Source organism: Flavobacterium sp. P21 (assembly GCF_050632225.1).
In the GTDB taxonomy this organism is placed as follows: domain Bacteria; phylum Bacteroidota; class Bacteroidia; order Flavobacteriales; family Flavobacteriaceae; genus Flavobacterium.
In genome coordinates this window covers 5104489-5130868 of record NZ_CP192585.1, presented here as the reverse complement: position 1 = coordinate 5130868, position 26380 = coordinate 5104489, and the positions used below count along the sequence as shown (strand labels likewise).

Below are 26380 nucleotides of genomic sequence, written 5' to 3'. Positions count from 1 at the left end.
ATCCTATGAAAGATAGGTTTCAAAATAGAAATGTTCAAATTGAAAATAAGATTGTAATCTCATATTTAGGAAGACTTGATCCTTCAAAGGGAGTATTAGAATTAATAGACGCTTTTAAAAAATACAGATTAAAAAATAAATTTTCAAATATAGTTTTGAATATTGCTGGTACGGGGAGTTTGAGTAAGGAAATAAAAAGAATCATTATTAATGAAAGCTCTATAGTATTTTTTGGTGGACTTTCTTATGATAAAGTTGATGATTACTTATCAAAAAGCCATTTTACTATAATACCTTCAAAGATTGATAATTTGCCTACAGTTGGATTAGAAGCCCTAATGAATTGCACGCCATTATTGATTTCTAATGCTACGGGATTAGCAAATTATTTAAAAGATGGTAGTGATTGTTTTAAATTTGATCCAAATTTAGAATCGATGATTGCACTATTTAATCGAGTTGAAAATAATTTTTCAAAACAAGGAAATATTAGTGAAAATGCCAGAAAAACTTTCTTAGATAAATTTGGGATGGTCAATTATTGTAATAGTATTTCTAATGTCTTGTTGCAATGAAATTAGCCATTATTACGCATGTAATTCATATCAAGGAAAAAAACAAGTATTATGGTTATGCACCATATATTCGTGAAATGAATATATGGTTAAAGTATATAGACAATATAATTATAGTAGCCCCATTAGAGGAAAATATACTCGGCAAAATTCATACTTCTTATGAATTTTCAGATGTTGATTTTAGAAGCATACCAAATTTTAATTTTACAAATTTAAGTAATACTTTTTGTTCCATATTTAAGTCGCCAGTAATTTTTTGGAATATCTTTTGGGCAATGAAAGAAGCAGATCATATTCATTTACGTTGTCCAGGAAACGTAGGTCTGATAGGATGTTTTATTCAGTTACTATTTCCTAGTAAACAAAAAACTGCAAAATATGCCGGAAATTGGGATCCAGAAAGCAAACAACCTGTATCCTATTGTTTGCAAAAATGGATTCTTAGTAATACTTTTTTAACTCGAAATATGCAAGTTTTGGTTTATGGAGATTGGAAACATCAGTCTAAAAACATAAAGCCATTTTTTACGGCAACTTATTCTGAAATAGAAAAAGAAGTTTTTTCAGAGAATAAATCAAATGAAATAATAGAATTTATTTTCGTTGGAAGTTTAGTTGTCGGTAAAAATCCTCTTTACGCAATCAAATTAGTTCAAAAGCTAATTGAAAGCGGAAAAAAAGCACACTTGAATTTGTATGGGAATGGTATGGAAAAAGATAATCTAGATTTATACATCAAAGAAAATAAATTAGGAGACTTTATTGTTTTACAAGGAAATCAAGATAGAGAAACAATTAAAAAAGCCTATCAGAAAAGTCATTTTGTGATATTGCCATCAAAAAGTGAAGGTTGGCCAAAAGCAATCGCTGAAGGTATGTTTTGGGGATGCGTACCTATTGCGACAGAGGTTTCCTGTATTCCATTTATGCTTGACTATGGAAATAGGGGTATTTTGTTGGAGAAGAATTTAGAAAAAGATTTTGCTCACATTCTTGAAGTACTTGATAATCATGATGTTTTTGTGATGAAAAGTAAATTAGCACAAAATTGGTCGCACCTCTATACAACAGATTTTTTTGAGAAAGAGATTAAAAATTTACTGTAAACAATGAGAATTGTACAAATTATAGATTCCCTAGAAGCTGGTGGAGCTGAACGTATGGCAGTAAATTATGCTAATGCTTTGGCAAGAAAAATTGAGTTTTCAGGGTTAGTAACTACAAGGAGAGAAGGAGCTTTGAAGCGTGACTAGATTCAGGCGTCGAATATCTTTTTTTACAAAAAAAAGACAGATTGATTTTGGTGCAATTTTTCGATTAAGAAAATATATTACTAAAAATAAAATAGAGATTTTACACGCACACAGTTCTTCATTTTTTATAGCAGTTCTGGTAAAATTAATTTTGCCTAAAATAAGAATCGTTTGGCACGACCATTATGGAAATAGAATTAATCAATCGTATAAAGAAAATCGAATTTTGATATTTTTATCAGTATTCTTTTCTTCGATTTTAGTAGTTAATCTACAACTAAAAGAATGGAGTCAAAAATATATGAGATGTCCGCAAATAATTTTTATTCCTAATTTTGCGACCATAAATAATATTTCTAATCCTGTTACAATATTAAATGGTATTGAAGGCAAAAGGATTGTCTTTTTAGCGAATCTTAAGAGACCTAAAAATCATATTTTGATTTTGAAAACGTTTCTAGATTTAAATTTGAATGATTTAGGTTGGAGTCTTCATTTGATAGGTAAAGATTATTGTGATGACTATTCAAATGTTTTAAAAGATTTTATAACATCAAATTCTCTAGAGCATCATATATTTTTATATGGCGAGAAAAATGATATAGGAAACATTTTGTCACAAGCTGATATTGGAGTATTGGCGTCAACTGATGAGGGGTTTCCTGTAACATTATTAGAGTATGCTCTTCAGTCATTGCCAGTGGTTTCAACAAATGTAGGTTATTGCTCTTCAATTATAAAAAATGAAGAAACAGGATTGTTATTTGATCCGTTTTTAACAAAAGAAGTGGCTGAGAAATTAAGCAAAATGATTGGGAATACTATATATAGAAAGCAAATGAGTGAAAGTCTGAAAAGATTTGTAGAGGAAAATTATTCGGAGGATATTGTGATAGATAAAATAGTTTCTATTTATCAATTTAATTATTAAATGAAAAACTTTAAACTTTCATACCCATATTTAATATTGATTCATGTATTAATTGCATTTGCAGTTTTTACTTTACCAGTGTTATCTAAAGTGTACGCTTTTGCAATTCCAGCATTTGGGTTTTATTTAATAGCAAAAACTAGAAATCGAAATAATGAGGTTCTTTTAGTTTGCGCATATCTGATAGGAGTAGAAGTTTTTTTGCGAATGACAGGAGGAAATTTTAATAATGAGTATGTAAAATTTAATCTCATTTTTTTTATGCTTTTAGGAATGGTCTATAGCAGTTTTTCATCCGTATCATTTATCTATTGGTTTTTTCTGATTTTGCTTGTTCCTTGTATTCTTGTAACATCAACTGTTGATGATGTTAATATTGATGTCAAGAAATTATTGTTTTTTAATCTTTCTGGTCCAGTTTGTTTAGGTATTTGTTCGATATATACTTTTGGAAGACGCATACAGTTCTCTATTCTTCAGAAGATTCTTTCTATAATAGGGTTGCCAATTTTAAGTATGACAGTTTATCTATTTCTGTATAATCCTAGTGTGAAAGATGTAGTAACAGGGACAGACTCCAATTTTGAAACTTCCGGCGGGTTTGGGCCTAATCAGGTTTCAACAATTTTAGGTTTAGGAATTTTTATTTTTTTACCCAACTCGTATTGTTTTCAAAATCGATTAAAGAAATTGTTTTAAACGCTAGTCTTTTATTATTTGTAAGTTATAGAGGAGTCGTAACTTTTTCCAGAGGAGGGGTTATAACAGGAATTGTAATGATTATTTGCCTTTTGTTTTTGGTGTATCAATTTTCGAATGCAAAAGGGAAAAAGAAATTTGTGCTGGTGGCTATTTTAAGCATATTAATGGGAATTGGAATTTGGACCTATAGTTCTATTCAAACCAGTGGACTTATAGAGAAACGTTATGCAAACAAAGATGCTTTAGGAAGAGATAAAAAAGTAGATTAAGCGGTCGTGAGGAAATCATGGATTCCGAAATAAAACTTTTTTAGATAATCCGATATTAGGTATAGGGGCTGGAATGGGGAAAGAAATACGAAAAGAAACTGGAACTGAAATCGCCTCTCACAATGAAATAACAAGAATGCTAGCAGAACACGGTTTGTTTGGTGTTTTTGGACTTTTAATATTATTTGCAACGCCACTAATTCTTTTTATAAATAACAGGCAACATCTTTATTGTTTGCCTTTTTACCTCTTTTGGTTATTAACCATAAATCATGCGGCAATGCGTATTGCGGCGCCTGCATTTATTTATGCCTTGTCATTACTTTCTGTGCGTATTACTTTCCCTGAAAAAGCTGAAAAATCAGAGGGTTAAATTATAATTTTTATAATACATTTGCGTTGAAGAAAAAGTCCCCAACTTTAAAACTTACAACTTATTATGGCACAAAAAAAATGCATTTCGAGATTTCGGAACGGAAAATATTATTGCGCTTTTTTGATGCTCGCTTTTATTTTAACAGGCTTGTATGTATTGCATTTTTTGTTTGATAATCGCTATTATATTTTAGATTGGAATTATTTTTATAGACCAATTATCCTCATTGCTTATATTTTTATTTTCGGAGTAATCTTTGAAATGTATAATCTCCAAGTTTCAAGTAATCAATTTCAAATAATTCGAAGTGTTGTTCTAACTGTTTCCGCTTCTGTTGTTGTGTATTTATTTACACCTATTTTATCACCAGAACTCCCAAAGAAACGTTTGGTAATTCTGGTTTTTTATTTTGCAGTGCTTGGCGCATTATTACTATGGCGATTTTTTTATGCTATTTTTTTAGCCTCGCATCGTTTCTCCCAAAATGTTGTTTTAGTATGCGACAAAGATCAAGTCGAAGGATTGGTGTCAGATCTTGAAAATGTTGATCCGCATTATAATATAATTGGTTTTGTGAATTCTGACTCTGAATCTAATGAAGATAGCAATTTTAATTACGTCAAAGAAATTAAAAAACTAGACTTAGAGGATTTTGTACAGAAAAACAATGTTTCTGAAATAGTTATCGTCGCTCAAAAAACTGACGGAATCACCGCAGATCTTTATCAACAATTACTTCATTTATTAGAATCTGGAAATATTATAAAAGAGTATACACAAGTTTATGAGAACAAAACGCGGCGTATTCCGGTACATTATATCGAGCGTGATTTTTATCGCTTTTTCCCGTTCAGTCGAAGTAATAGCAACAAATTATATTTGGTTTTAATCCGATTGATGGAGTTTGTTCTTTCTTTTGTTGGTCTCTTATTATGCGTTGTTTTTATTCCTTTTATTTTTATTGGTAATCTTATTGCAAATAAAGGCGACTTATTTTACACACAAGAGCGTGTGGGTAAAAACGGCGTTATCTTTAAAATATATAAGTTTAGAAGCATGATTGAAAATACGGATGTGAACGGTCCTTTTGCGCAATCAAATGATCGAAGAGTTACGCCATTTGGACGATTTATGCGCAAATCCAGATTAGATGAACTTCCACAGTTTTTCAATGTTTTGATAGGTGATATGGGCGTAATTGGACCCCGCCCTGAACGTCCTTATTTTGTTACAGAAATTGCTAAAATAATGCCTTTTTATGAAACAAGACACGTAATCAAACCTGGATTAACCGGTTGGGCTCAGGTAAATTATTCTTATGGAGAATCTATTAATGAGAGTTTGGTAAAACTTCAATATGATTTGTACTATATCAAGCACCGAAGCGTTTTTCTTGATTTAAGTATTACATTCAAAACCATAACAACAGTTTTGTTTTATCGCGGACAATAAATCTTAGATAATAATCGGGATACGTTTTTTGTTTCTGATCGCTACTCTTACTAAGACAAATCCGCTGGTAATAATCATTGGTAAGACAATAAAAAAGTGCGCTTTGTTGATTAGGAATAAAGTATAGGCCAATAAAAAAAGCAGATGTAAAACAGCAAATCGATACGTCCATCTTTTGTTTTTTAGAATTGAAAAAACAAGTAAAATCAACAATAGCGGATTAAACAAAAGCACATTGTAATTCATCGCTAATTCGTGGTGAAAAGAATAAAACCCTACTGCCACAAAAAATACTCCCATTAACGACAAAATCAAAAGATAGATTTTATCGACTACTTTGTTTTTTGCCAAAACTATAAAGCCAAGTATAAAAAGATACGTATAAACATTATTCCACCATGATGAAGGCGTTTCTTTCTCAAAACTCAAAAGGGTTTGACTTTCTTTTGTTAAAGGGTGATTTTGAAAAGTAGTTTTTGCTAAACTGTTTTTCAATTCAAAAGGCAAAAATATTTTGGTACCTAATTGATCTACTTTGGTGCCGAAAATAATGCTGGTTCCTAGTTTGTCATAAAAATGTCCGTCAAAATACGGGAATAATATCGAACGATATGTTTTGTCAGTATCTCCTTTTTTAGTGATTATATTTCCGTTTAAACTTTTATTGATAATATCGACCACCATAGAAGTACAGTTTTTATCAATAAATTTATAAGTATAATAACGATCTTCAGAAAGCAAAGTAGCATTCAAATTATCAAACAGCTTTTGTTTTAAGTCTTGTGAGATTAGTAATTCTTGTTCAAAAACGCTTCGTTTCTCATAATTGTATTCATTCATAAAATCAATAAATGGATGCACAATCACAAAATATTGAAGATCTCCTTTTGCAAATTTGGCAACAAAATTCGGTGTTCTGAAATCAAATGCGCCGTAATTATAAACGTAGTCAATATTGTTTACAGGATCAGCAACACGAATGGCAGTATGGCCAAAATAAGAGTAAGTTTCGTTTCCAAGTCCGCAGGTAAGAACGCTTATTTTAGCATCTTTTGATAAAGGCAAATTTTGGCTGTAGCCAATGAAACTCATTAAGAATAGTAAACAAAAAAGTGTTTTTTTGAAAAGGACATTTTTCATAATTTAAAATTTTTAAGAAGTTTTATTGAGTTGTAAAAATTATCTAAAGATACCTAAATCTACTTTTAGGGAAAAAATATTCGAATACAGTGCAGTACTTTGGTTTCCTAAATCGGTCAAAGCATAATCAACTTGGATCCCTTTGTATCTAAAACCAAGACCAATATTGGGTTGGAAATTGACTTTTTCAGTATTATCCAATTGCATTACATTTTGGAAGTTTCCGGCTCCAGCTCTTAAAAATACAAGATCTGTATAGCCAAATTCAAAACCAATTGCAGGATCAATACTCACGGCTTTTGAAGAAATAATATCGTTTGTTTGCTCAAATCGCATGTTCAAATTTACAGCTGTCATAAGGCTGTAATCATTGTGAAAATCAAATCTTCGAGAAACTCCTAATTGTGCTTTTGGCAAAGTAATTTCGGTACTTTCAGGTAATTCGTTGTTTTCGCCCGGAATTGCATTGGCAATTTTGGCATACTCTTCTTCGTCAATATTCCAGATATTATAAGTAGTCGTAATGTCGCGAAGCATCAATCCAAATTTCCAATCATTATGTTCAAATTGCAAGCCGAAATCAAAACCAAAACCCCAGGAATTGGCAAATTTTCCAATAATTCTTCGAATCACTTTTGCATTTACGCCATATTGAAAACCTTCGACAGGCAATTTTCTTGCGTAAGAAAATGTAAAACCATAATCTGCAGTCGAGAACAAACTTATTCTGTTATAATCGATATTTCCTTGGTTGTCGATTAATTGAGTCGTGTCCATAATATCATCAACACCAAAACGAATCATCGAAATTCCCCAAGCGCTTCGATCATCAATCGGGCTAGCATAGCCAATGTAATCGTACTGCGCGATATTGGCGAAATAATTCGCATGCATTAATGAAATTTGATGATCTTCAAGATGTGTTAATCCTGCAGGATTCCAGTAAACGGCGTTCACGTCATCTGTAGAAGCTACAACCGCGCTCGACATTCCTAATGCGGTCGCATCAACACCAATATTCATAAACTCATTCGAATATTTCCGAACGGTTTGTGCATACTGTGAAGCGAAACTCCAAAACAATAAAAACGCAAAAAGTTTTTTCAACGGCTATTTATTTGCAGACTGAGGCCTATTTTAATTTTTTCCAAAAATAGAATATTTTACTCATCTAATTTTCGTCCTTCGGATAAATATCGACAAAGTTGCGATTTGAAACTTCTTTTTAACGGACTCGTTTTCTATCTACTATAAGAATTCAGGCAGATTGTTTAAATAATTTATCATAAATGTAAAAATGGCATGTTATTTTATACGAAATTTGTTCTCACCATTATCAAATTTTATAAAGATGAATATCAAAAAACACATTCCTAATTTAATTACCTTAATAAATCTTTTTTGTGGCTGTGTAGCCATTGTTTTTATTTCCGAAGCCAATTATGAAATGGCTTTTTATATGGTTTGTTTAGGAATCTTCTTTGATTTTTTTGATGGTTTTTTCGCTAGATTATTCAAAGTTTCTAGTCCGCTTGGTTTGCAGTTGGATTCTTTGGCAGATATGGTTACCAGTGGTGTTGCGCCGGGCTATGTAATGTATACTTTGTTTTCAAACAGCGCTCACGAATTAGGAACAAATCCTGCGATTCCGTTTCTTGGATTTATTGTGACTTTGGGTTCTTGTTATAGATTAGCAAATTTCAACATTGATACACGCCAAACCGATTCATTTATTGGTTTGCCAACTCCTGCAAATTCATTGTTTATTTTGAGCTTGCCTTTGGTTCTGAAATTTTCAGATTCTTTGATGTTGCTTGAAATCTTAACGAATCAATATGTTTTATTGGTGATTACGTTATGTAGTGCTTATATTTTAAATGCTGAAATTCCTTTGTTTGCTTTAAAAATTAAAAAATTCACTTTTAAGGATAATGTACTCCAAATCGTGTTTTTGGCAATTTCTCTTGTTTTGCTTTTATTGCTTCAGTTTGGGGCGATTCCAGTTATCATCATTTTTTATGTATTGTTGTCAATCGTAAATAATATGTTTTTGAAAAAGTAGTTGTATCCGAATGGCAAGAAAAACAACTTACCGTAAAACATATGCAAGAAAACCGGCCGGAAGATCTTTTCTAAGCAAGCTGATTCGGTTTATTGTATACTCCTTCTTAATAGTTCTTTTCATTGGGACAATATATCATTATCGTGCCGGATTAGCGTATTACCTCGGATTTAAATCGGATAAAATTTTAGATGAAAATGAAGTTGATAAGCATCTTTCTGATGTTCGAAATATTCGCGTTCTCGAAAATCACAAAGGGAAAGTAGTCGGATTTGATGTATCCGAATTTCAAGGAAAAGTGGATTGGGAAGAAGTTGAAATTTTGGATGAAAAATATCCAGTGCAATTTGTTTTCATTCGAGCAACTGCCGGAAATGATTATGTAGACAGACAATTTAAAAGAAATTGGGAAGGAGCAAAAGAAAATAAAATCATGAGAGGCGCATATCATTATTACCGCCCAAATGAAAATTCTATTGAACAGGCTAATCTTTTTATTAAAACTGTAAAATTGCAAAAAGGCGATCTTCCTCCTGTTTTGGATATTGAAAAATTGCCGAAAAATCAGCCTTTGGACAGTTTGAAAAAAGGCTTGAAACGTTGGTTGACAAAAGTTGAAAAACATTATCAAGTTCGCCCAATAATTTATTCGGGAGAACGATATTATTCGGATTTTCTAAAAGAAGAATTTAGCGAATATTTATTCTGGATTGCCAATTACAATTTCTACAGAGAAAAAATTGAAGACGATTGGCTTTTTTGGCAGTTTACAGAAAAAGCTTCTCTGCCGGGAATCAAACATCGAGTTGATGTGAATATTTATAACGGAGACTTAGAACAATTGCAGTTTATTACCGTGGAGTAAGTTTGCAGTCACAGTCACAGTTTACAGTTTTTTTGTAAGGGATATTTGGTCGCAGTTTTCACTATTCACTGAGACTGAAAACTGCGACTGAATACTTTTTTAAAACTCAAGTTTCTTTTTACGAAGTTCGAAGTTTTGCCCAAGATAAACACGGCGAACCATTTCATCTTCTACCAATTCTTCTGGAACTCCGGCTTTCAGGATTCCACCTTCAAACATTAGGTATGTTTTGTCGGTAATTGCTAATGTTTCCTGAACGTTGTGATCGGTAATCAAAATTCCGATGTTTTTATTTTTTAATTGCGCTACAATTCGCTGAATATCTTCAACCGCAACTGGGTCAACTCCAGCGAAAGGCTCATCCAATAAAATAAATTTTGGGTCAGTTGCCAATGCGCGTGCAATCTCCGTACGACGACGTTCTCCTCCAGAAAGTAAATCGCCTCGGTTGGTGCGAATATGTTCTAAGCTGAATTCTTCAATTAAACTTTCCATTTTGGCAATTTGCGCTTCTTTCGAAAGTTTTGTCAATTGTAAAACGCTCAGAATATTATCCTCAATGCTTAATTTTCTAAAAACGGAAGCTTCTTGTGCTAAATAACCAATTCCTTGCTGTGCACGTTTGTACATCGGATAATCGGTAATATTCAAATCATCAAGATAAATATTCCCTTGATTTGGTTTTACCAATCCAACAATCATATAGAAAGAAGTGGTTTTTCCAGCACCATTCGGACCCAATAGCCCTACAATTTCCCCTTGATTTACCTCAACAGAAATTCCTTTTACAACACTTCGTCCTTTGTAGGTTTTGATTAAATTATCGGCTCTTAGCTTCATTTTTTAATTAGATAATTAGATAATTTGAAAATGAGATAATTGAAAAACTAACTCAATTTTTAATTTAAAATTTGTTTTAAGTGGCAAATTAAAAGCAAAATAATCAATCAGATAAATGAATTAACAAATTATTGCGTTTTCAAAATCAGATATTTACGTTTTTAAGGTAATTATCTAATTATCTAATTGACACATTTTCTAATTACTTCCCAGCTTCTTCTAAAGCTTCCCAGAATTCGTAAGCTCTTCTTAAATGCGGAATAACAATTGTTCCGCCAACAAGAGTTGCGATTCCCATTGCTTCCATCATTTCTTCTTTAGAAATGCCTTCTTTGTAGCTTGTTTCTAAATGGTATTTTACGCAATCATCACAACGCAAAACAGCAGATGCCACTAAGCCTAAAAGTTCTTTTGTTTTTACGTCAAGTGCTCCAGGAGCGTATGCGTTTGTGTCAAGGTTAAAAATTCGCTTTACAATTTTGTTATTGTCAGCCAATAATTTTTCGTTCATTTTAGAACGATAGTCGTTAAATTCTTGAACTATATCAGACATTTTCTTTTAATTTATTTCGATAAACAATTTTTGAAATAAGGATACTTACTTCGTAGATAATCAACATCGGGATTGCCACAATAGTTTGGCTCACTACATCCGGTGGTGTTACGATTGCGGCGATAATCAAAATGATTACTACAGCATATTTCCAATATTTTCTTAAGAAAGTAGGAGTTACTAATCCTAATTTGGTTAAGAAATAAATAGCGATTGGCAATTCAAAAAAGATGGCACTTCCGAGAATACTCGTTTTTACCATTCCCATATAAGATTCTAGCGTAAATTGATTTTTTACAATATCACTCACTGAGAAAGTAGCAACGAAATTCACCGACATCGGAATTACTACAAAATACCCAAACAATACGCCTAAAAAGAAAAGCAATGATGAAACGAATATGAATAGTTTCGCATTTTTTCTTTCTTTTTCATAAAGCGCCGGACTAATAAATTTCCAGATTTCCCATAAGATATAAGGGAAACTTAATATGAAACCTGCCAAAAGACACATCCACACAAAGATATTTACTTGCCCTTCCATTTCGGTATTCTGAATAATGAAATTCAGCTCTGTAATGCAAATGCTGTCTGCAAATCCTAATGAATGCGATAAGTCGCAAAACCAAACATAGGTAAAGAATGTTGGTCGAATTGGACCTAAAATAATTTGATCAAACAAATAATCACTAATAAAATAAGTAACAAATGCCATAATGCATGTTGCAAGTGTACTTCTAACCAATAACCATCTTAGTTCTTCAAGATGATCCAAAAATGACATTTCGCCAAGATTTTTCTTTGCCATTATACGATTCCTTCTTTTAAAATGTCATGTAAATGTAATACTCCTTTATATTCGCCATTATCGGCAACGATTAGCTGTGTGATTGAAAAATCTTCTAAAATATTCAAAGCATCAACAGCCATAGTTTCTGACGAAACTAATTTTGGGTTTTTCGACATAATATCTTTTGCAGTTAAGTCAGCAATAGTATCTACGTCATTTAGCATTCTTCGGATGTCTCCGTCCGTAATAATTCCGATAATTTTATCATTTTCGATAACAGCTGTTACACCTAATCTTTTTTCAGAAATTTCAAAAATTACCTTTTTAACAGATGTTTCCGGAGTAACTTGAGGCTTCAACGAGTGCTCAATCATATCTTTAACTCGAAGCAACAATTTTTTTCCTAAAGCACCACCTGGATGATAAATTGCAAAATCTTCGGGTTTAAAATCACGCATTTCCATTAAACAAACTGCAAGTGCATCTCCCATGACAAGCTGTGCTGTTGTGCTGTTTGTTGGTGCAAGATTTATTGGGCAAGCTTCGATTTCAACAGTTGTGTTGAGAACAAAATCTGAGCCTTTTGCTAGAAATGAAGTTATGTTTCCTGTCATAGCAATTAAAGTATTTCCGAAACGTTTTAATAATGGAACTAAAACTTTAATTTCAGGACTGTTCCCGCTTTTTGAAATACAGATTATTATGTCGTCATTTTGGATCATTCCTAGGTCGCCGTGAATGGCTTCTGAAGCATGCAAAAACATCGATGGAGTTCCGGTAGAGTTAAATGTAGCCACCATTTTTTGTGCAATAATGGCGCTTTTTCCGATTCCTGTAACGATCAAACGGCCTTTGCATTCGTAAATACGCTGAACGGCTTCGTAGAAATTTTCATCAAGAAAATCAATTAATTTTGTAATTGCCTCACTTTCAGATAGTATTGTTTTTTTGGCAATCGCCAATATATTTTCTTTTGAGATCAAAACAGAATATTTAAAATTTGTATGTATAAAAGAAAGTTGTATCTTTATGTGTTGCAAATTTATACAAAAATATCCATTAAAATAAAGAATGAATTCAAACGAAATTGAAATACACAAGGAATTAAAGAAGTATTTCGGCTTTAGCCAATTTAAGGGCTTGCAGGAGCAAGTCATTACGAGTATTTTAGGTAAGAAGAATACTTTTGTAATTATGCCTACGGGCGGTGGAAAGTCTCTTTGTTATCAATTACCCGCTTTAATTCAGGAAGGAACGGCAATTGTCGTTTCACCCTTAATTGCTTTGATGAAAAATCAGGTTGATGCGATTCGAAGCCTTTCTTCAGAAAACGGAATTGCCCACGTTTTAAATTCCTCGCTTACTAAAACTGAAATTGCCCAGGTTAAAAAAGATATCAGCTCTGGTTTGACCAAGCTTTTATATGTAGCGCCCGAATCATTGACAAAAGAAGAATATGTGGCTTTCCTGCAAAGTGTGCCAATTTCTTTTGTTGCGATTGACGAAGCGCACTGTATCTCAGAATGGGGACATGATTTTAGGCCAGAGTACAGGAATCTTAGAAGTATAATTAAGCAATTAGGAAAAGTGCCAATTATTGGACTTACCGCAACTGCAACCCCAAAAGTTCAGGAAGATATTCTGAAAAACCTTGATATGTCTGATGCAAATACTTTTAAAGCATCATTCAACAGACCGAACTTGTTTTATGAAGTTCGCACAAAGACGAAAAATATTGAGTCGGATATTATTCGATTTATCAAACAACATAAAGGCAAATCTGGAATTATTTATTGCTTAAGCCGTAAAAAAGTAGAATCGATTGCCGAAGTTTTACAAGTTAACGGAATCAGCGCAGTTCCTTACCACGCAGGTTTAGATGCTAAAACACGAGCGAAACATCAAGATATGTTTTTGATGGAAGATGTAGATGTTGTTGTTGCAACAATCGCCTTCGGAATGGGAATTGATAAACCAGATGTTCGTTTTGTAATTCACCACGATATTCCAAAATCACTCGAAAGTTATTATCAAGAAACCGGACGTGCCGGACGTGATGGTGGAGAAGGACATTGCTTGGCATACTACTCTTATAAAGATGTAGAAAAGCTAGAGAAATTCATGTCTGGAAAACCAGTTGCGGAACAGGAAATTGGTTTTGCACTTTTGCAGGAAGTTGTGGCTTACGCCGAAACCTCAATGTCACGCAGAAAGTTTCTTCTTCATTATTTCGGAGAAGAATTTGACAGCGAAACCGGCGAAGGTGCAGATATGGACGACAACGTTCGTAATCCGAAACATAAAGTGGAAGCCAAAGATCAAGTGGTCAAATTGCTTGAAATTGTTCGGGACACTAAACATATTTATAAATCAAAAGAAATTGTGTTTACTTTAATTGGACGCGTAAATGCTGTGATTAAAGCGCACAAAACAGATACTCAGTCTTTCTTTGGATCAGGTTCTGATCACGATGAAAAATATTGGATGGCATTATTGCGACAAGTTTTGGTTTCAGGTTATTTGTCAAAAGATATTGAAACTTACGGCGTTATAAAAATCACAAAAGAAGGTTTAGATTTTATCAAAAATCCAGTGTCATTTATGATGTCTGAAGATCATGAATACACAGAGGCAGATGATGAAACAATTGTAACAGGAGGCAAATCTTCTGGTACTGCAGATGAAGTTTTAACCGGAATGCTTCGTGAACTTCGTAAAAAAGTAGCCAAAAAACTTGGAGTCCCTCCATTTGTAGTTTTCCAGGATCCTTCTCTTGAAGATATGGCTTTAAAATATCCAATAACCATACAAGAATTGTATAATATTCACGGTGTAGGTGAAGGAAAAGCAAAAAAATACGGCGACGAGTTTGTAGCTTTAATTAGCCGATATGTTGAGGACAATGATATTATTCGTCCAGATGATTTGGTTGTAAAATCTACTGGTGTCAACTCAGCAAATAAACTTTATATTATTCAAAACATTGACAGAAAACTGCCGTTAAGCGATATCGCTTCTGCAAAAGGACTTTCGATGGATGCTTTGATCAAAGAAATGGAACAGATTGTTTATTCAGGAACAAAGCTGAATATCAAATATTGGCTTGATGATATGCTGGATGACGATCAACAAGAAGAAATTCACGATTACTTCATGGAATCAGAATCAGATAAAATTGAAGATGCCTTAAAAGAATTTGATGGCGACTATGATATTGATGAACTGCGTTTAATGCGTATTAAGTTTATTAGTGAAGTTGCGAATTAAAAAGTTTACAGTCGCAGTTTACGGTCTCAGTAAACTGTGACTTAAAATTAGTCTCAGTGCAAAACTGAAAACTGTGACCGAAAACTGAAAACTACTCATAGAGTTCTCCACGATGCGGTTTTAAAGCATCTCGTACCTGAATCATGTTTTCATCGGTTACAACCATAAAAGCGGTCGCATGCATATCGTTTAGGATTGTAAAACCCGTAATGTTTATTGGAAGCTTTTCAATAACAATATAATCTTTAAGATGAATTTCGTGATGTTCTGCTGTTTTTGCAGAAGCTGGTCCGCGGAAATCCCAAATTAGTTTTATTTTTCTAGACATTTTTTTTAAAGGTGCAAAGGTTCAGAGTTGCAAAGGTACAAAGTCTTTTTAAAGGTTCTAGGTTTTTCTGTAGAGACGCACGGCAGTGTAACGTATTGTGGATACTCGTTGCGTAGACGCACAGCTGTGCGTCTCTACGATATGCTTTGTGCTGAAAATCTGTTTAGATTTGTGTAATCTGTTTGCAAAATTCACAGTAAAGTAGAGGCGCACTGCGGCGCGTCTAATCGTTCTGAAAAGAAATCTTTTTAATCATAATAATCTGTGGACAAAAAGAAATAATATAGGTTTTGCGAAAGATGCATTAATCATAAAATCTGCTTTGATCTGTTTTAATCTGTGTGCAAATTTTTCATTAAAGTTAAAATCTCATTACAAAATTGTACTTTTGCATCTTCTTTTCATAGAAAGAAAAGCTAATATATAAGATACAATGCCAAGAGAACTTTTACTTCAGGTAACTCCAGAAACTGCCGCAAACGAAGTGTTGCTTAAAGATTATTTGTCCAAACAAATTAAAGTTTCTCCAAATGAAATTCAGCATATTTCTATTTTAAAACGATCAATTGATGCGCGCCAGAAAGCGATCAAAATCAATTTGAAAGTTGTAATTTATTTAAAAGGAGAATCTTTTCAGGAAACTAAAATTGAGCTTCCTATATATAAAGATGTTTCTAATGCGCAAGAAGTTATTGTGGTTGGAGCAGGTCCTGCCGGACTTTTTGCCGCATTGCAATTAATAGAATTAGGCTTAAAGCCAATTGTACTTGAGCGTGGGAAAGACGTTCGAGGACGTCGTCGCGATTTGAAAGCAATCAATCGTGAGCATATCGTAAACGAAGATTCGAATTATTGTTTTGGAGAAGGCGGTGCAGGAACTTATTCGGATGGGAAATTATATACGCGTTCTAAAAAACGCGACGATGTAACCCGAATTTTAGAACTTTTAGTTGCTTTTGGTGCTTCAGAAGATATTTTGGTGGAAGCGCATCCGCATATTGGGACTAATAAATTGCCAAAAATTATTGAAGACATCCGAAATAAAATTAGGGAATTTGGCGGTCAGGTTCTGTTTGAAACTCGTGTAAGCGATATTCTAGTAAAGAATAATGAGGTTGAAGGAATTGTAACTCGAAACGGAGATAAAATTCACGCTAATAAATTGATCCTAGCAACGGGGCATTCGGCGCGTGATATTTTTGAATTATTAGATAGAAAGAAAATTTTAATCGAAGCAAAACCTTTTGCTTTGGGTGTTCGTGCAGAACATGCGCAAGAATTAATTGATAGTATTCAATACAGTTGTGATTTTCGTGGGGAACATTTGCCTCCAGCACCTTATTCAATTGTAAAACAAGTTAACGGACGCGGAATGTACTCATTCTGTATGTGTCCGGGTGGTGTAATTGCGCCTTGTGCTACAAGTCCGGGCGAGGTTGTTACAAATGGTTGGTCGCCATCAAAACGTGATCAGTCAACGGCAAATTCTGGAATTGTGGTGGAATTGAAATTAGAAGATTTCAAACCTTTCGCAAAATTTGGAGCTTTGGCCGGAATGGAATTTCAAAAAAGCATCGAGCAAAAAGCATGGCATTTGGCTGGACAAACTCAAAAAGCGCCTGCGCAAAGGATGATCGATTTTACGCAAAGCAAAGTTTCGACAGATATTCCGAAAACGTCATATGTTCCGGGAACTACTTCGGTAGAATTGGGTCAAGTTTTTCCAGGATTTTTAACGCAGATTATGCGTCAGGGATTTCAGGAATTTGGAAAATCAATGCGAGGTTATTTAACCAATGAAGCTATTTTGCATGCACCAGAAAGCAGAACTTCATCACCAGTAAGAATCCCAAGAGATCCAATCACTTTAGAGCATTTGCAAATAAAAGGATTATACCCGTGTGGAGAAGGAGCAGGTTATGCTGGCGGAATTATCTCTGCGGCAATTGATGGCGAAAAATGTGCTTTAATGATTGCAGAGGCCTTGAGATAATTTAGCACGTTTAAATATATAGTTCCTACGGAACAAATTGTAATACGTAATTGTTTTTTCTACCAATATTTAATCTCTACGAGATATTAATTTTGCTAATTACAAACTCCGTTAGGAGTTGAATATTGGTAGCAAAAAATGTGTTAAAGATTGAGAATGTCCTGTAGGGACTATATATTATATGCAAAATGTTTTTCGCGTGAGGGATAGGAGCAAGTCGCCGAAGTAGCGCGGATAGCCCGACATCAATAAAAAAGGAGCCGACTAAGCGTTTTGCATAGTTGGCTCCTTTTTTATTGATGGCACGCCCAGATTATTAATTACGGAATCAAAATAATTTTTCCTGTACTTTTTCTGCTTTCAAGATAGTCATGCGCTAATTTTCCTTCTGATAATTTGAAAGAGGTTGGTTCTGAAAGTTTGATTTTTCCTTCAGTAATCCAATTGAATAATTGAGTGGCGCGTTTGATTCTTTCTTCTTTCGAATTTAAATAACTCCATAAATCGCCTCCGGTTAAGGTTTTTGAGCCGTCCATAAGCATTCTTGGATCTACAAGCGCAGGATCTCCTCCGGCCATTCCGAAGAAAACAACTTGTCCGCATTCTTTTGTGACTTCGAAACTTTCAGCTAAAGTGCTTCCGATACTGTCGTAAACAACATCAACACCTTTTGGGGCAATTTCGAAAACCTGTGATTTCCAATCGTCATTATAAAGGAAAACATAATCTGCGCCATATTCTAAACCAACTTTTGCTTTTTCTGCAGATGAGGTTAAACCAATAACAGTTGCGCCAAAAAGTTTGCTGATTTGAGTTAGAATTTGCCCAACGCCACCTGCAACAGCATGAATTAATACGGTTTCGCCTTTTTGAGTTTTATGACTGTCGGTTGCTAAATAATGTGCGGTTAAACCTTGTAATAAAACTGAAGCGACCGTTTCGAAAGAAATTGCTTCAGGCAAAGGCAAAACATGATTTGTATTAACTGTGACCAATTCTGCATTTGCGAAAGGAACATCGGCGAAAGCCACGCGGTCACCTACTTTATATTCAGGATGATTATTGGCGTCAACGACAATTCCAGCGCCTTCATAACCTGCAATAAAAGGCGGATTTCCTTTTAAATGATAATTTCCTTTTCGTCTGTAAACATCGGCAAAATTTAGTCCGATGGCTTTCATTTCGACTAAAATTTCATCGCTTTTTAACTGTGGATTAGGAATTTCGATATATTTTAAAACATCTGAATCTCCGAAAGTGGAGAAAGTAAGTGCTTTCATTTTTAGTTTTTTTAAGTTTACAAAGAACGGAAAATATATTGGCTCCATTTTAAAAATAATCTTAAAAAAAAGTAACAACTTGAATTCAGGTTGTTACTTTGAGTTAAATTAAAAAGGTTGGGACATCGTTCATGGTTTATTTTTTAGTTTTTATTTCCGTTACAATCAAATTAACAGTTGTATCTCCTAAATTTTTAGCCATATGTGTAACAGCTGGTATGTACATGGCATCTCCGGCTTTAATATCCATAACAATGGGAGCTTTGCCTTTATCGGTTATTTCAATTTTTCCATCAGCCAATGCATAGATGGTGTGATCAGGATGATGATGCCATGGTATTGTTTCTCCAGGATTAATCTCAACTTGCAATATTCTTACTCTTTCATTCTCAAGAAGCACCTTTTTATATGCATTAGGCGCTACTTTTAAGGGGTCTTGTGCATAGATATTCACACTTAACATCAAAAGTAATAGTAGGAACAGAGGCATTAAATTCTTTTTAATTGTTTTCATTTCATTTCTTTTTATTGGTTAAATTTTCCCAGAATTGTTTATTACGTGTTCTTTTTGAAAACTTTGTCACGGTTGCATTTTGTGAAAAAGACAAAGTTCTCTTGCAGTGCATTTTTTTTAAAATTAATGCGAAGAGGAGGATTTTTCCTGATTCGAAAAATTACGGTTAGGATATTCAGCTAGAAAAATTGGATTTCATTTCGCAGATGTGGGATCTTCGGATTTCGGTAATGCAGATCTCCATGTCGCTTGTTTGAATCTGTCATTTTTTTTCGGCTTATCTTCACTGGTTTGGGAAACTGAAGTGCGATAAATAGTGTCTATTTTGGGACTACTAATTTACAAAAAAAGAGATGTGGGATGTTTTAAAATCAAATTATTAGTCTTACTCTTGCCTGTAGTGTATTTGTTTTTAGTTATTTGTATTTGTTTTAATCCGAATATTCGTGAAATGATACAACAACAAAGCCATTAGTAAATACTTTTTATTTACAAATGGCTTTGTTTTTAGGTTGCTTTTAAAAACTTTTCGGTTTTATATTTTAGGCAATTTCATATCATTAAAAGTGCTTTTCTGTTTGGCCATCGCCTCGACATCTTGCCATTTTCTTGGCGATTCTGCAGAAAGGTTTTCGTATGAATCTTTTTTCATTAAAATATCATCTTCGATACGAACGCCAATGTTCCACCACTTTTTATCGCATTTGCTGTTTGCTGGAATATAAATTCCTGGTTCAACAGTTAGAATCATGTTTTCTTTTAAAGTTCCCATGTAGTTTCCTTTGTCGTGAACATCTAAGCCAAGAAAATGCGAACAGCCATGAGGGTAATAAATTCTGGCATCTTTAGGATCTGTTATAATTCCTAATTTGATCAGTCCGGTCGCGACTACTTCTCTGGATCTTTTGTTTAAATCTTGAATTGGAGTCCCTTCTTTGCAAAGTTTAAAAACTTCTTCTTGAGCTTCATACACTATTTGGTAAATGGCTTTTTGCTCTTCGGTGAATTTTCCGTTTGCAGGAACTGTTCTGGTAACGTCTGCAGAATACCCATGATATTCAGAACCAACGTCCATTAACAACAATTGATTTTCCATTTTTGAAGCATTGTTTTCTCCGTAGTGCAAAATACAACCATTTGCTCCAACGCCAACAATTGGAGGATAGCCTTCGTCTTCGGCACCATAATGTCTGTGAACATACATGTGAATTCCGTCGGCTTCGTTTTCGCTCATATCTGGGCCAACAGCTTTCATAACTTCATTGTGCGCAATGCAAGAAAGTTTTACGGTTTTGCGCATTAAATCTAGTTCTTCGGGAGTTTTTATTTCGCGAAGAGAATTGGTGATATTGTTAAATAAATCTGTAGAAGATTCGTTTTCTTGTGTAATTGAAGCTTTGGATTTAAAAATCTGAATTAACCCAAAAAGATCAAATCCACTTTTGTCGTTGGTTAGATCTGTCGGGATTTTATCGTAAATTATTTTGTCGAACTTTTGAAAATCAATTTTAAAAGCATTAAAATCTTTTCCGTTGTAAGCAGTTGAAAACCCTAGTTTCGATTTAGCGCCTTCAACACCTAAACGTCTTCCTGTCCACATTTCACGATTAGCGTTTCTTTCTCTCACAAAAAGGATTTCATTGTATTTTTCATCTCCCTGTGGCTCTTTAAAAATCAATAAAACCCCATCTGCTTCTTTGTAGCCTGATAAGTAATACATATCTGGGTTTGCGTGATAATTGTAATTGACATCTTTTGAAAAAATTCTTTCTGGATACGAAAAAATTACAGCGACAGAATTAGCAGGCATCAAGGCTCTAAAAGCTTCGCGACGACCTTTATGGAATTCTTTTGAAAGATAATCTGTTGGAAGGTTTTCCTGTGAATGAATTTGGTTGATTGTAAGTAAGAATGCAAAGAATACGAATAATTGCTTCATTTTGTGGTTTTTTATTGATGATTTTTAGTTTTATGATACTGCAAATTACAAAAAAAATACAATCACAAAATGTAATTTAAATGTTTGATTAATATTGTTTTAAACAAAATGATGTAACTTAGAGATTAGAAAATTACAGTTTCCTGAGGAATTCAAACTTTAATAAATCGCGTAACTGGGCACGAATATTGAGAAAAGAATGTTTATAGAATAATTTTAATCTTCAAAAAACAATTATAGTAATCTTTAAAACACATTTTTTATGAAAAAATATACACTCGCATGACCGTTTCGGTTTTAATGGTATTATTAACTTCTTGTAAGGCATCAAAAGACGCTTCAAGCGGAGGAAATTTATTTGGTACAACTTGGGAATTAGAATATATTTCAGGAGCAAGAATTGCTTTTGAAGGTCTGTATCCAAATAAAAAACCTGAAATTACTTTTGATCAAAAAGAGACAAAAGTTTTTGGAAATAATGGATGCAACGGATACAGCGCGCCTTATACATTAAAAGGGAATTCTTTGACTTTTGGAGAGCCAGGACCATCTACATTAATGTTTTGTGATGGAGGAGGAGAACAACAATTTTTGCAACAAATGAAAAAAATCACAAGCTATTCTATCGATAAAGATGGAAAATTGATTTTGAATGAAGGCGATGTGGCAATGATGCGATTCAAAAAAGTAGCAAAGCAATAATTTCAACTTACTCAACTTTGTCAAAGTTTCAGACTTTGACAAAGTTCAATAGTATAAAAAAGGGAAAACGAAACTGATTCATTTTCCCTTTTTTTATGACTTCTTTTTTAGTTTGTCTTTAAAGACTTTCTCGAATTTTTCTATTTTCGGCTGAATGACCATTTTGCAATACGGCTGATTTTTATTGTTGGCATAATAATTTTGATGGTAATCTTCGGCTTTGTAAAAAACTTTGAAAGGTTCAACTTTAGTTACAATCGGATTATTATAAACTTTTGCTTTGTTCAGTTCGGCAATAATGCTTTGTGCGACCTTTTTTGTTCTTCGTTTTTATAAAAAATCACTGAGCGGTATTGCGTTCCAACATCTGCGCCTTGACGATTTAAAGTTGTAGGATCGTGAACGGTGAAAAAGACTTTGAAGATTTCATTAATATCAGTTTCGTTTTTGTCGTATGTAATTTGAACCACTTCGGCATGACCGGTTTCTCCCGTGCAAACTTCTTCATAAGTAGGATTAGGGACATTGCCTCCAGAAAATCCAGAAACCACAGATTTTACTCCGTCTAAATTTTCATAAACTGCTTCAACGCACCAGTAACATCCGCCACCGAGCGTAATAGTTTCAAGATTTGAAGGTTTTTTGTTTTGTGAAAACCCGTTCAATGATAAAATAGACAAACAAATTAAGAATATATTTTTCATAGTATAAATTATTTAGAATCGGGAACAAAATCTAAAGCAATTGAGTTCATGCAATAACGTTTTCCAGTTGGTTCAGGACCGTCATCAAATAAATGGCCCAAATGTCCACCGCAACGCCCGCAAAGTGCTTCGATTCGTTCCATTCCGTATGAATCGTCATTTTTAAAAATTATGCTGGTTTTGTTTTCTTGTTCAAAAAACTTGGCCAACCGCAACTGCTTGAAAATTTAGCGGTCGATCTAAAAAGTTTGTTGCCGCAAGAAGCGCAATAGTACGTTCCTTTTTCATCAGTATTCCAATATTTTCCTGTAAAAGGCCTTTCGGTATCCGCTTTACGCATTACTGCAAAAACATCTTCTGGAAGAACCTTTTTCCATTCGGCATCACTTACGTTTAATTTGGTTGTATCAGTATTCGAATAATATGGGTTTCCAGGTTTGCTGATTTTGTTTTCCATAGCAATTGTTTTAGCAGACTGTTTTTTTGTGTTTTGACCGCAGGCTTGTAGAATAAAAAGCGGTAGCAAAAAACAAAGGCTTAAAATTAGATTTTTAGATTTCATAAGTTCTTGGGTGCTTTAATCTGTATTTCAAAGATACGTCGAGATTTAGCTTCAAATTACAGTTGGAGTGAGTATTGAGATTTTTTTAAGTGTGTTTTAACTTTTTATTAGTTACGTAAAATAGGGCAATGTAGTTTTTATGTCTTAATTTTAACAGCTTTTAATTTTTAATATAAAATATAATGCTGTAAATCAATAGAATAGAAAATGGGTTTTGAGCTTAGATTTTGACTAGCTTAATTAGCATTTTTAAGCCATTTCTTTTTTCGTATTTTTGTTTGCTTAAGAAGCCTTATGATAGAAGAAAACGTAATACTAGTTAATCAAAACGATGAACAAATTGGCTTAATGCCAAAATTAGAAGCACATGAAAAAGCGCTTTTGCACCGTGCCTTTTCAGTTTTTATTTTAAATAGTAAAAACGAAATCATGCCGCAACAGCGTGCGCATCATAAATACCATTCGCCTTTGCTGTGGACAAACACTTGCCGCAGTCATCAAAGAGAAGGAGAAACCAACATTGAAGCGGGAAGCCGAAGATTATTTGAAGAAATGGGGTTTGAAGCCGAATTGAAAGAGCTTTTTCATTTTATTTATAAAGCGCCCTTTGATAACGGTTTAACCGAGCATGAACTCGACCATGTTATGATTGGTTATTATAATGATGAGCCAAACATAAATCCAGATGAGGTCGAAGCTTGGAAATGGATGAGTATTGAAGATGTAAAAGCTGATATTGAAAAACAGCCCGAAATTTATACCGTATGGTTTAAGATAATTTTTGATGAATTTGATCATTATCTTGAAGACCATAAATTATAACCAAAGCAACCAAAAACCTAGATGAGAGTAACCATATCAAGAAAAGCACACTTTAATGTCGCGCATCGATTACATAGGAAAGATTGGACAGATGAAAAAAACAATGCTGTTTTTGGAAAATGTAATAATCCCAATTTTCATGGTCACAATTATGGTTTGACAGTTAGTGTTACAGGTAAAATTGACCCGGAAACTGGTTTTGTTTTAGATGTGAAAGTATTAGCGGATATTATACTGGAAGAAGTTGAGATTCCGTTTGATCACAAAAACCTGAATCTGGATGTTCCAGAATTTCAGGATTTGAATCCAACAGCTGAAAACATTGCTGTTGTGATATGGAATAAAATTAAAAAAAGAATTCAGCCTGATTTTGATCTAGAAATCGTGCTTTATGAAACGGACCGCAATTTTGTAACTTATAAAGGAGAATAATAAATGTCATTAAAAATAGGAGATATAGTTCCGAATTTTACTGCAAAAGATAGTCATGGGGAACTTTTTGAAAGCAAAAGCGTTTTAGGGAGAAAGCCACTCGTAATTTATTTTTATCCGAAAGATAACACGCCGGGTTGTACTACCGAAGCCTGTAGTTTTCGCGATCAATATGAAGATTTCAAAGATTTAGGCGCCGAAGTTATTGGTATCAGCAGTGATAGTGTCAAATCACATCACAAATTTGCCAATAAACACAAGTTGCCTTTTATTTTGTTGTCAGATCAAGATAAAAGATTGAGGCAATTGTTTGGGGTGCGAAATAACCTTTTTGGACTTTTGCCAGGAAGAGTAACTTATATCGTGGATCGCAATGGTGTCGTAATCTTGATTTTTGATAGCATGAATGCGACAGAAACATATTCCGAAAGCTTTAGAAACGATTAAAGAATTAGTATTATAAATTAAGAAAATAGTATTATTTAGATATTTAAATAATAAAGATATTAGCTAAAACAAAACAATAATAAACATGCAATTTTATCCATTACAATTTGAGCCTATTTTAAAAGAAAGAATCTGGGGAGGAGAAAAACTTAAGACTTTATTAAATAAACCAATTACTTCTAAAATTACTGGCGAAAGCTGGGAGCTTTCGACAGTGGAAGGCGATGTTAGCGTAGTTTCAAATGGCGCTTTAAAAGGAAAATCATTAATGCAATTAATTGATGAAACTCCAAATGAAATTCTTGGAAGTAGAGTTTACGAGCGTTTCGGAAAACAATTTCCGTTGCTTTTTAAATACCTTGATGCTCGCGAAGATCTTTCAATTCAGGTTCATCCAAATGATAAATTGGCAAAAGAACGTCATAATTCTTTTGGAAAAACAGAAATGTGGTATGTAATGCAAGCCGATGCTGATGCAAGAATTATTGTGGGATTTAAAGAAGACTCAAGTAAAGAGGAATATTTAAAGCATTTGCATGATAATACATTGGTTTCGATTTTGGATGGTGTAAAAGCAAAATCTGGCGATGTTTTCTTTTTGGAAACAGGAACAGTTCACGCAATTGGAGCTGGATTAGTTGTTGCCGAAATTCAACAGACTTCAGATATTACCTATCGTTTGTATGATTTTGACCGTGTAGATGCACAGGGAAATAAAAGAGAATTGCACGTAGATTTAGCGCTTGACGCAATCAATTACAATAAAGTTGATACTCAAAAAAATACGAAACAAAAGAAAACGTTTCGAATACAGTTGTCGATTGTCCTTATTTTACAACAAATTTAATTCCGTTAGAAAATAAAGTCGAAGTTTCTAAATCTGGAGAAACATTTACCGTATATATGTGTGTTGAAGGAAGTTTTGAAATCGAATTTGATGGCTTTAAGCATACGTACATAAAAGGAGATACGGTTTTGGTTCCAGTCGCGATAAATGCATTTGTTTTGAGCGGAAAAGCTTCAATTTTAGAAATTTACATTTCATAGCACTTAATATAAAGAATATGTGTATTTTTGCAGACGCAAATTAAAATTATAATAAAAATGGCAAACGTTAAAAATTTAAAGAAAGACATCAATTTCGTATTAGGAGATATTATTGAGGCAGTTTACTTGTTTGAGATGTCTACAACAGGAAATCCTACTCCAGAAACGAATGCTTTGATCGATGAAGCTATTGCCGCATTTGATACTTTGATTACAAAAGTGAACGCTAAGAACGTTGAAAATAAAAAAGCACATTTCAAACAAATCAATGTTGAATTAGAACAAACTGCTAATCAATTGATTGAAAAAATCAACGCACTTTAAGCAAAAAAAGTGTAAAAAAGTGCAAATTTATTTTGGGAAATTGAAAAACCGCTTTATATTTGCACCCGTAATGAGGCCGATGTAGCTCAGCTGGCTAGAGCGACTGATTTGTAATCAGCAGGTCGTGGGTTCGAGTCCCTCTATCGGCTCAACGGAAACCATCACAGAAATGTGGTGGTTTTTTTAATTATAGAGAGAGGTGCGAAAT

The 26380-nt window shown here is 33.6% G+C and carries 26 protein-coding genes, 1 tRNA gene and 4 pseudogenes; 19 read left to right on the top strand and 12 right to left on the bottom strand.

The annotated features are described in order from the left end of the window. The first annotated feature begins 5 nt into the window (after positions 1-5). The 8 genes from ACQ9BO_RS25805 to ACQ9BO_RS25770 all read left to right on the top strand — a co-directional run bounded on the left by ACQ9BO_RS25805 (position 6) and on the right by ACQ9BO_RS25770 (position 5561). Positions 6-575 carry a glycosyltransferase gene (locus tag ACQ9BO_RS25805; RefSeq protein WP_431243022.1) on the top strand — a complete coding sequence of 190 codons (570 nt, stop codon included), beginning with the start codon at positions 6-8 and terminating at the stop codon, positions 573-575. Continuing rightward, entirely contained in the window at positions 572-1684 is a 1113-nt protein-coding gene (locus tag ACQ9BO_RS25800) for a glycosyltransferase family 4 protein (RefSeq protein WP_431243021.1), read from the top strand. Before ACQ9BO_RS25805 ends, ACQ9BO_RS25800 begins: the two co-directional genes overlap by 4 nt. A gap of 3 nt (positions 1685-1687) precedes the next feature. Continuing rightward, the gene (locus ACQ9BO_RS25795) at positions 1688-1831 is read left to right on the top strand and encodes a hypothetical protein (RefSeq protein WP_431243020.1); all 144 of its coding nucleotides are present in this window, start codon (positions 1688-1690) and stop codon (positions 1829-1831) included. Beyond that, a complete protein-coding gene (locus tag ACQ9BO_RS25790; RefSeq protein WP_431243019.1) occupies positions 1824-2762 on the top strand; it encodes a glycosyltransferase family 4 protein in 939 nt (312 codons plus the stop codon). The genes ACQ9BO_RS25795 and ACQ9BO_RS25790 overlap by 8 nt, the downstream gene beginning before the upstream one ends. Beyond that, entirely contained in the window at positions 2763-3461 is a 699-nt protein-coding gene (locus tag ACQ9BO_RS25785) for a hypothetical protein (RefSeq protein WP_431243018.1), read from the top strand. A gap of 77 nt (positions 3462-3538) precedes the next feature. Then, complete coding sequence (locus ACQ9BO_RS25780) at positions 3539-3733, top strand: hypothetical protein (protein ID WP_431243017.1); 195 nt, start codon at positions 3539-3541, stop codon at positions 3731-3733. Between the two features lie 73 nt (positions 3734-3806). Further along, positions 3807-4106, top strand: coding sequence for a hypothetical protein (locus ACQ9BO_RS25775; RefSeq protein ID WP_431243016.1), 300 nt, complete (start codon positions 3807-3809; stop codon positions 4104-4106). Between the two features lie 66 nt (positions 4107-4172). Then, the gene (locus ACQ9BO_RS25770; protein ID WP_431243015.1) at positions 4173-5561 is read left to right on the top strand and encodes an exopolysaccharide biosynthesis polyprenyl glycosylphosphotransferase; all 1389 of its coding nucleotides are present in this window, start codon (positions 4173-4175) and stop codon (positions 5559-5561) included. A gap of 3 nt (positions 5562-5564) precedes the next feature. Here ACQ9BO_RS25770 and ACQ9BO_RS25765 read toward each other — a convergent pair whose 3' ends face one another. Then, the gene (locus ACQ9BO_RS25765; protein ID WP_431243014.1) at positions 5565-6701 is read right to left on the bottom strand and encodes a DUF4105 domain-containing protein; all 1137 of its coding nucleotides are present in this window, start codon (positions 6699-6701) and stop codon (positions 5565-5567) included. A gap of 39 nt (positions 6702-6740) precedes the next feature. Beyond that, positions 6741-7724: a PorV/PorQ family protein gene (locus tag ACQ9BO_RS25760; protein WP_431245212.1), complete on the bottom strand. Its 984-nt coding sequence runs from the start codon at positions 7722-7724 to the stop codon at positions 6741-6743. Positions 7725-8052: 328 nt separating this feature from the next. Here ACQ9BO_RS25760 and ACQ9BO_RS25755 point away from each other — a divergent pair, with 328 nt between their 5' ends. Then, a complete protein-coding gene (locus tag ACQ9BO_RS25755) occupies positions 8053-8763 on the top strand; it encodes a CDP-alcohol phosphatidyltransferase family protein (protein WP_431243013.1) in 711 nt (236 codons plus the stop codon). Positions 8764-8773: 10 nt separating this feature from the next. Further along, positions 8774-9628 (top strand): glycoside hydrolase family 25 protein, encoded by an 855-nt coding sequence (locus tag ACQ9BO_RS25750; protein WP_431243012.1) that lies wholly within the window; start codon positions 8774-8776, stop codon positions 9626-9628. A 99-nt stretch (positions 9629-9727) separates the two neighbouring features. Here ACQ9BO_RS25750 and lptB read toward each other — a convergent pair whose 3' ends face one another. The 4 genes from lptB to ACQ9BO_RS25730 form a co-directional block, all read right to left on the bottom strand. Then, entirely contained in the window at positions 9728-10468 is a 741-nt protein-coding gene (gene lptB, locus ACQ9BO_RS25745) for an LPS export ABC transporter ATP-binding protein (protein ID WP_012022391.1), read from the bottom strand. Between the two features lie 202 nt (positions 10469-10670). Further along, positions 10671-11021, bottom strand: a complete 351-nt coding sequence (locus ACQ9BO_RS25740) for a carboxymuconolactone decarboxylase family protein (protein WP_035650271.1) — start codon at positions 11019-11021, stop codon at positions 10671-10673. Further along, positions 11014-11829 (bottom strand): twin-arginine translocase subunit TatC, encoded by an 816-nt coding sequence (tatC, locus tag ACQ9BO_RS25735; RefSeq protein ID WP_431243011.1) that lies wholly within the window; start codon positions 11827-11829, stop codon positions 11014-11016. Before tatC ends, ACQ9BO_RS25740 begins: the two co-directional genes overlap by 8 nt. Beyond that, the gene (locus ACQ9BO_RS25730) at positions 11829-12794 is read right to left on the bottom strand and encodes a KpsF/GutQ family sugar-phosphate isomerase (protein WP_431243010.1); all 966 of its coding nucleotides are present in this window, start codon (positions 12792-12794) and stop codon (positions 11829-11831) included. Before ACQ9BO_RS25730 ends, tatC begins: the two co-directional genes overlap by 1 nt. 88 nt (positions 12795-12882) lie before the next feature. Here ACQ9BO_RS25730 and recQ point away from each other — a divergent pair, with 88 nt between their 5' ends. Then, positions 12883-15078: a DNA helicase RecQ gene (gene recQ, locus ACQ9BO_RS25725; protein WP_431243009.1), complete on the top strand. Its 2196-nt coding sequence runs from the start codon at positions 12883-12885 to the stop codon at positions 15076-15078. 91 nt (positions 15079-15169) lie between these two features. On the opposite strand, the gene ACQ9BO_RS25720 is transcribed toward recQ, so the two are convergent. After that, complete coding sequence (locus ACQ9BO_RS25720) at positions 15170-15406, bottom strand: hypothetical protein (RefSeq protein WP_431243008.1); 237 nt, start codon at positions 15404-15406, stop codon at positions 15170-15172. Positions 15407-15839: 433 nt separating this feature from the next. Between ACQ9BO_RS25720 and ACQ9BO_RS25715 the strand changes: the two genes are divergently transcribed. Beyond that, positions 15840-17399, top strand: coding sequence for an NAD(P)/FAD-dependent oxidoreductase (locus ACQ9BO_RS25715; RefSeq protein ID WP_431243007.1), 1560 nt, complete (start codon positions 15840-15842; stop codon positions 17397-17399). A gap of 320 nt (positions 17400-17719) precedes the next feature. Here ACQ9BO_RS25715 and ACQ9BO_RS25710 read toward each other — a convergent pair whose 3' ends face one another. From ACQ9BO_RS25710 to ACQ9BO_RS25700, 3 genes are all read right to left on the bottom strand, one after another. Continuing rightward, positions 17720-18679 carry a quinone oxidoreductase family protein gene (locus ACQ9BO_RS25710; RefSeq protein ID WP_431243006.1) on the bottom strand — a complete coding sequence of 320 codons (960 nt, stop codon included), beginning with the start codon at positions 18677-18679 and terminating at the stop codon, positions 17720-17722. Between the two features lie 136 nt (positions 18680-18815). Then, entirely contained in the window at positions 18816-19193 is a 378-nt protein-coding gene (locus ACQ9BO_RS25705; RefSeq protein WP_431243005.1) for a cupin domain-containing protein, read from the bottom strand. A 535-nt stretch (positions 19194-19728) separates the two neighbouring features. After that, entirely contained in the window at positions 19729-21132 is a 1404-nt protein-coding gene (locus ACQ9BO_RS25700; protein WP_431243004.1) for an aminopeptidase P N-terminal domain-containing protein, read from the bottom strand. Positions 21133-21414: 282 nt separating this feature from the next. Here ACQ9BO_RS25700 and ACQ9BO_RS25695 point away from each other — a divergent pair, with 282 nt between their 5' ends. Beyond that, complete coding sequence (locus ACQ9BO_RS25695) at positions 21415-21834, top strand: META domain-containing protein (RefSeq protein WP_431243003.1); 420 nt, start codon at positions 21415-21417, stop codon at positions 21832-21834. A gap of 93 nt (positions 21835-21927) precedes the next feature. Here the strand turns inward: ACQ9BO_RS25695 and msrA are convergent. Next, positions 21928-22538, bottom strand: a pseudogene (msrA, locus tag ACQ9BO_RS25690) (peptide-methionine (S)-S-oxide reductase MsrA). An 8-nt stretch (positions 22539-22546) separates the two neighbouring features. Beyond that, positions 22547-23100, bottom strand: a pseudogene (gene msrB / locus ACQ9BO_RS25685) (peptide-methionine (R)-S-oxide reductase MsrB). A 294-nt stretch (positions 23101-23394) separates the two neighbouring features. Here msrB and idi point away from each other — a divergent pair. The 6 genes and pseudogenes from idi to ACQ9BO_RS25655 all read left to right on the top strand — a co-directional run bounded on the left by idi (position 23395) and on the right by ACQ9BO_RS25655 (position 26321). Then, positions 23395-23922, top strand: coding sequence for an isopentenyl-diphosphate Delta-isomerase (idi, locus tag ACQ9BO_RS25680; RefSeq protein WP_431243002.1), 528 nt, complete (start codon positions 23395-23397; stop codon positions 23920-23922). Positions 23923-23943: 21 nt separating this feature from the next. Then, the gene (locus ACQ9BO_RS25675; protein ID WP_431243001.1) at positions 23944-24354 is read left to right on the top strand and encodes a 6-carboxytetrahydropterin synthase; all 411 of its coding nucleotides are present in this window, start codon (positions 23944-23946) and stop codon (positions 24352-24354) included. Positions 24355-24357: 3 nt separating this feature from the next. Next, positions 24358-24817: pseudogene (locus ACQ9BO_RS25670) on the top strand (peroxiredoxin). 69 nt (positions 24818-24886) lie between these two features. Continuing rightward, positions 24887-25848, top strand: a pseudogene (locus tag ACQ9BO_RS25665) (type I phosphomannose isomerase catalytic subunit). 57 nt (positions 25849-25905) lie between these two features. After that, positions 25906-26172, top strand: a complete 267-nt coding sequence (locus ACQ9BO_RS25660) for a hypothetical protein (protein WP_012022371.1) — start codon at positions 25906-25908, stop codon at positions 26170-26172. Positions 26173-26247: 75 nt separating this feature from the next. Then, positions 26248-26321: transfer RNA gene (locus ACQ9BO_RS25655), tRNA-Thr, on the top strand. Positions 26322-26380: the final 59 nt, after the last annotated feature.

Excerpts from the sequence above, each read along its gene's own strand:
- ACQ9BO_RS25805 (WP_431243022.1), top strand. The coding sequence starts at position 6 with ATGAAAGATAGGTTTCAAAATAGAAATGTTCAAATTGAAAATAAGATT.
- ACQ9BO_RS25800 (WP_431243021.1), top strand. The coding sequence starts at position 572 with ATGAAATTAGCCATTATTACGCATGTAATTCATATCAAGGAAAAAAAC.
- ACQ9BO_RS25795 (WP_431243020.1), top strand. The coding sequence starts at position 1,688 with ATGAGAATTGTACAAATTATAGATTCCCTAGAAGCTGGTGGAGCTGAA.
- ACQ9BO_RS25785 (WP_431243018.1), top strand. The coding sequence starts at position 2,763 with ATGAAAAACTTTAAACTTTCATACCCATATTTAATATTGATTCATGTA.
- ACQ9BO_RS25780 (WP_431243017.1), top strand. The coding sequence starts at position 3,539 with ATGATTATTTGCCTTTTGTTTTTGGTGTATCAATTTTCGAATGCAAAA.
- ACQ9BO_RS25775 (WP_431243016.1), top strand. The coding sequence starts at position 3,807 with ATGGGGAAAGAAATACGAAAAGAAACTGGAACTGAAATCGCCTCTCAC.
- ACQ9BO_RS25770 (WP_431243015.1), top strand. The coding sequence starts at position 4,173 with ATGGCACAAAAAAAATGCATTTCGAGATTTCGGAACGGAAAATATTAT.
- ACQ9BO_RS25765 (WP_431243014.1), bottom strand. The coding sequence starts at position 6,701 with ATGAAAAATGTCCTTTTCAAAAAAACACTTTTTTGTTTACTATTCTTA.
- ACQ9BO_RS25760 (WP_431245212.1), bottom strand. The coding sequence starts at position 7,724 with ATGAATATTGGTGTTGATGCGACCGCATTAGGAATGTCGAGCGCGGTT.
- ACQ9BO_RS25755 (WP_431243013.1), top strand. The coding sequence starts at position 8,053 with ATGAATATCAAAAAACACATTCCTAATTTAATTACCTTAATAAATCTT.
- ACQ9BO_RS25750 (WP_431243012.1), top strand. The coding sequence starts at position 8,774 with ATGGCAAGAAAAACAACTTACCGTAAAACATATGCAAGAAAACCGGCC.
- lptB (WP_012022391.1), bottom strand. The coding sequence starts at position 10,468 with ATGAAGCTAAGAGCCGATAATTTAATCAAAACCTACAAAGGACGAAGT.
- ACQ9BO_RS25740 (WP_035650271.1), bottom strand. The coding sequence starts at position 11,021 with ATGTCTGATATAGTTCAAGAATTTAACGACTATCGTTCTAAAATGAAC.
- tatC (WP_431243011.1), bottom strand. The coding sequence starts at position 11,829 with ATGGCAAAGAAAAATCTTGGCGAAATGTCATTTTTGGATCATCTTGAA.
- recQ (WP_431243009.1), top strand. The coding sequence starts at position 12,883 with ATGAATTCAAACGAAATTGAAATACACAAGGAATTAAAGAAGTATTTC.
- ACQ9BO_RS25720 (WP_431243008.1), bottom strand. The coding sequence starts at position 15,406 with ATGTCTAGAAAAATAAAACTAATTTGGGATTTCCGCGGACCAGCTTCT.
- ACQ9BO_RS25715 (WP_431243007.1), top strand. The coding sequence starts at position 15,840 with ATGCCAAGAGAACTTTTACTTCAGGTAACTCCAGAAACTGCCGCAAAC.
- ACQ9BO_RS25710 (WP_431243006.1), bottom strand. The coding sequence starts at position 18,679 with ATGAAAGCACTTACTTTCTCCACTTTCGGAGATTCAGATGTTTTAAAA.
- ACQ9BO_RS25705 (WP_431243005.1), bottom strand. The coding sequence starts at position 19,193 with ATGAAAACAATTAAAAAGAATTTAATGCCTCTGTTCCTACTATTACTT.
- ACQ9BO_RS25700 (WP_431243004.1), bottom strand. The coding sequence starts at position 21,132 with ATGAAGCAATTATTCGTATTCTTTGCATTCTTACTTACAATCAACCAA.
- ACQ9BO_RS25695 (WP_431243003.1), top strand. The coding sequence starts at position 21,415 with ATGACCGTTTCGGTTTTAATGGTATTATTAACTTCTTGTAAGGCATCA.
- idi (WP_431243002.1), top strand. The coding sequence starts at position 23,395 with ATGATAGAAGAAAACGTAATACTAGTTAATCAAAACGATGAACAAATT.
- ACQ9BO_RS25675 (WP_431243001.1), top strand. The coding sequence starts at position 23,944 with ATGAGAGTAACCATATCAAGAAAAGCACACTTTAATGTCGCGCATCGA.
- ACQ9BO_RS25660 (WP_012022371.1), top strand. The coding sequence starts at position 25,906 with ATGGCAAACGTTAAAAATTTAAAGAAAGACATCAATTTCGTATTAGGA.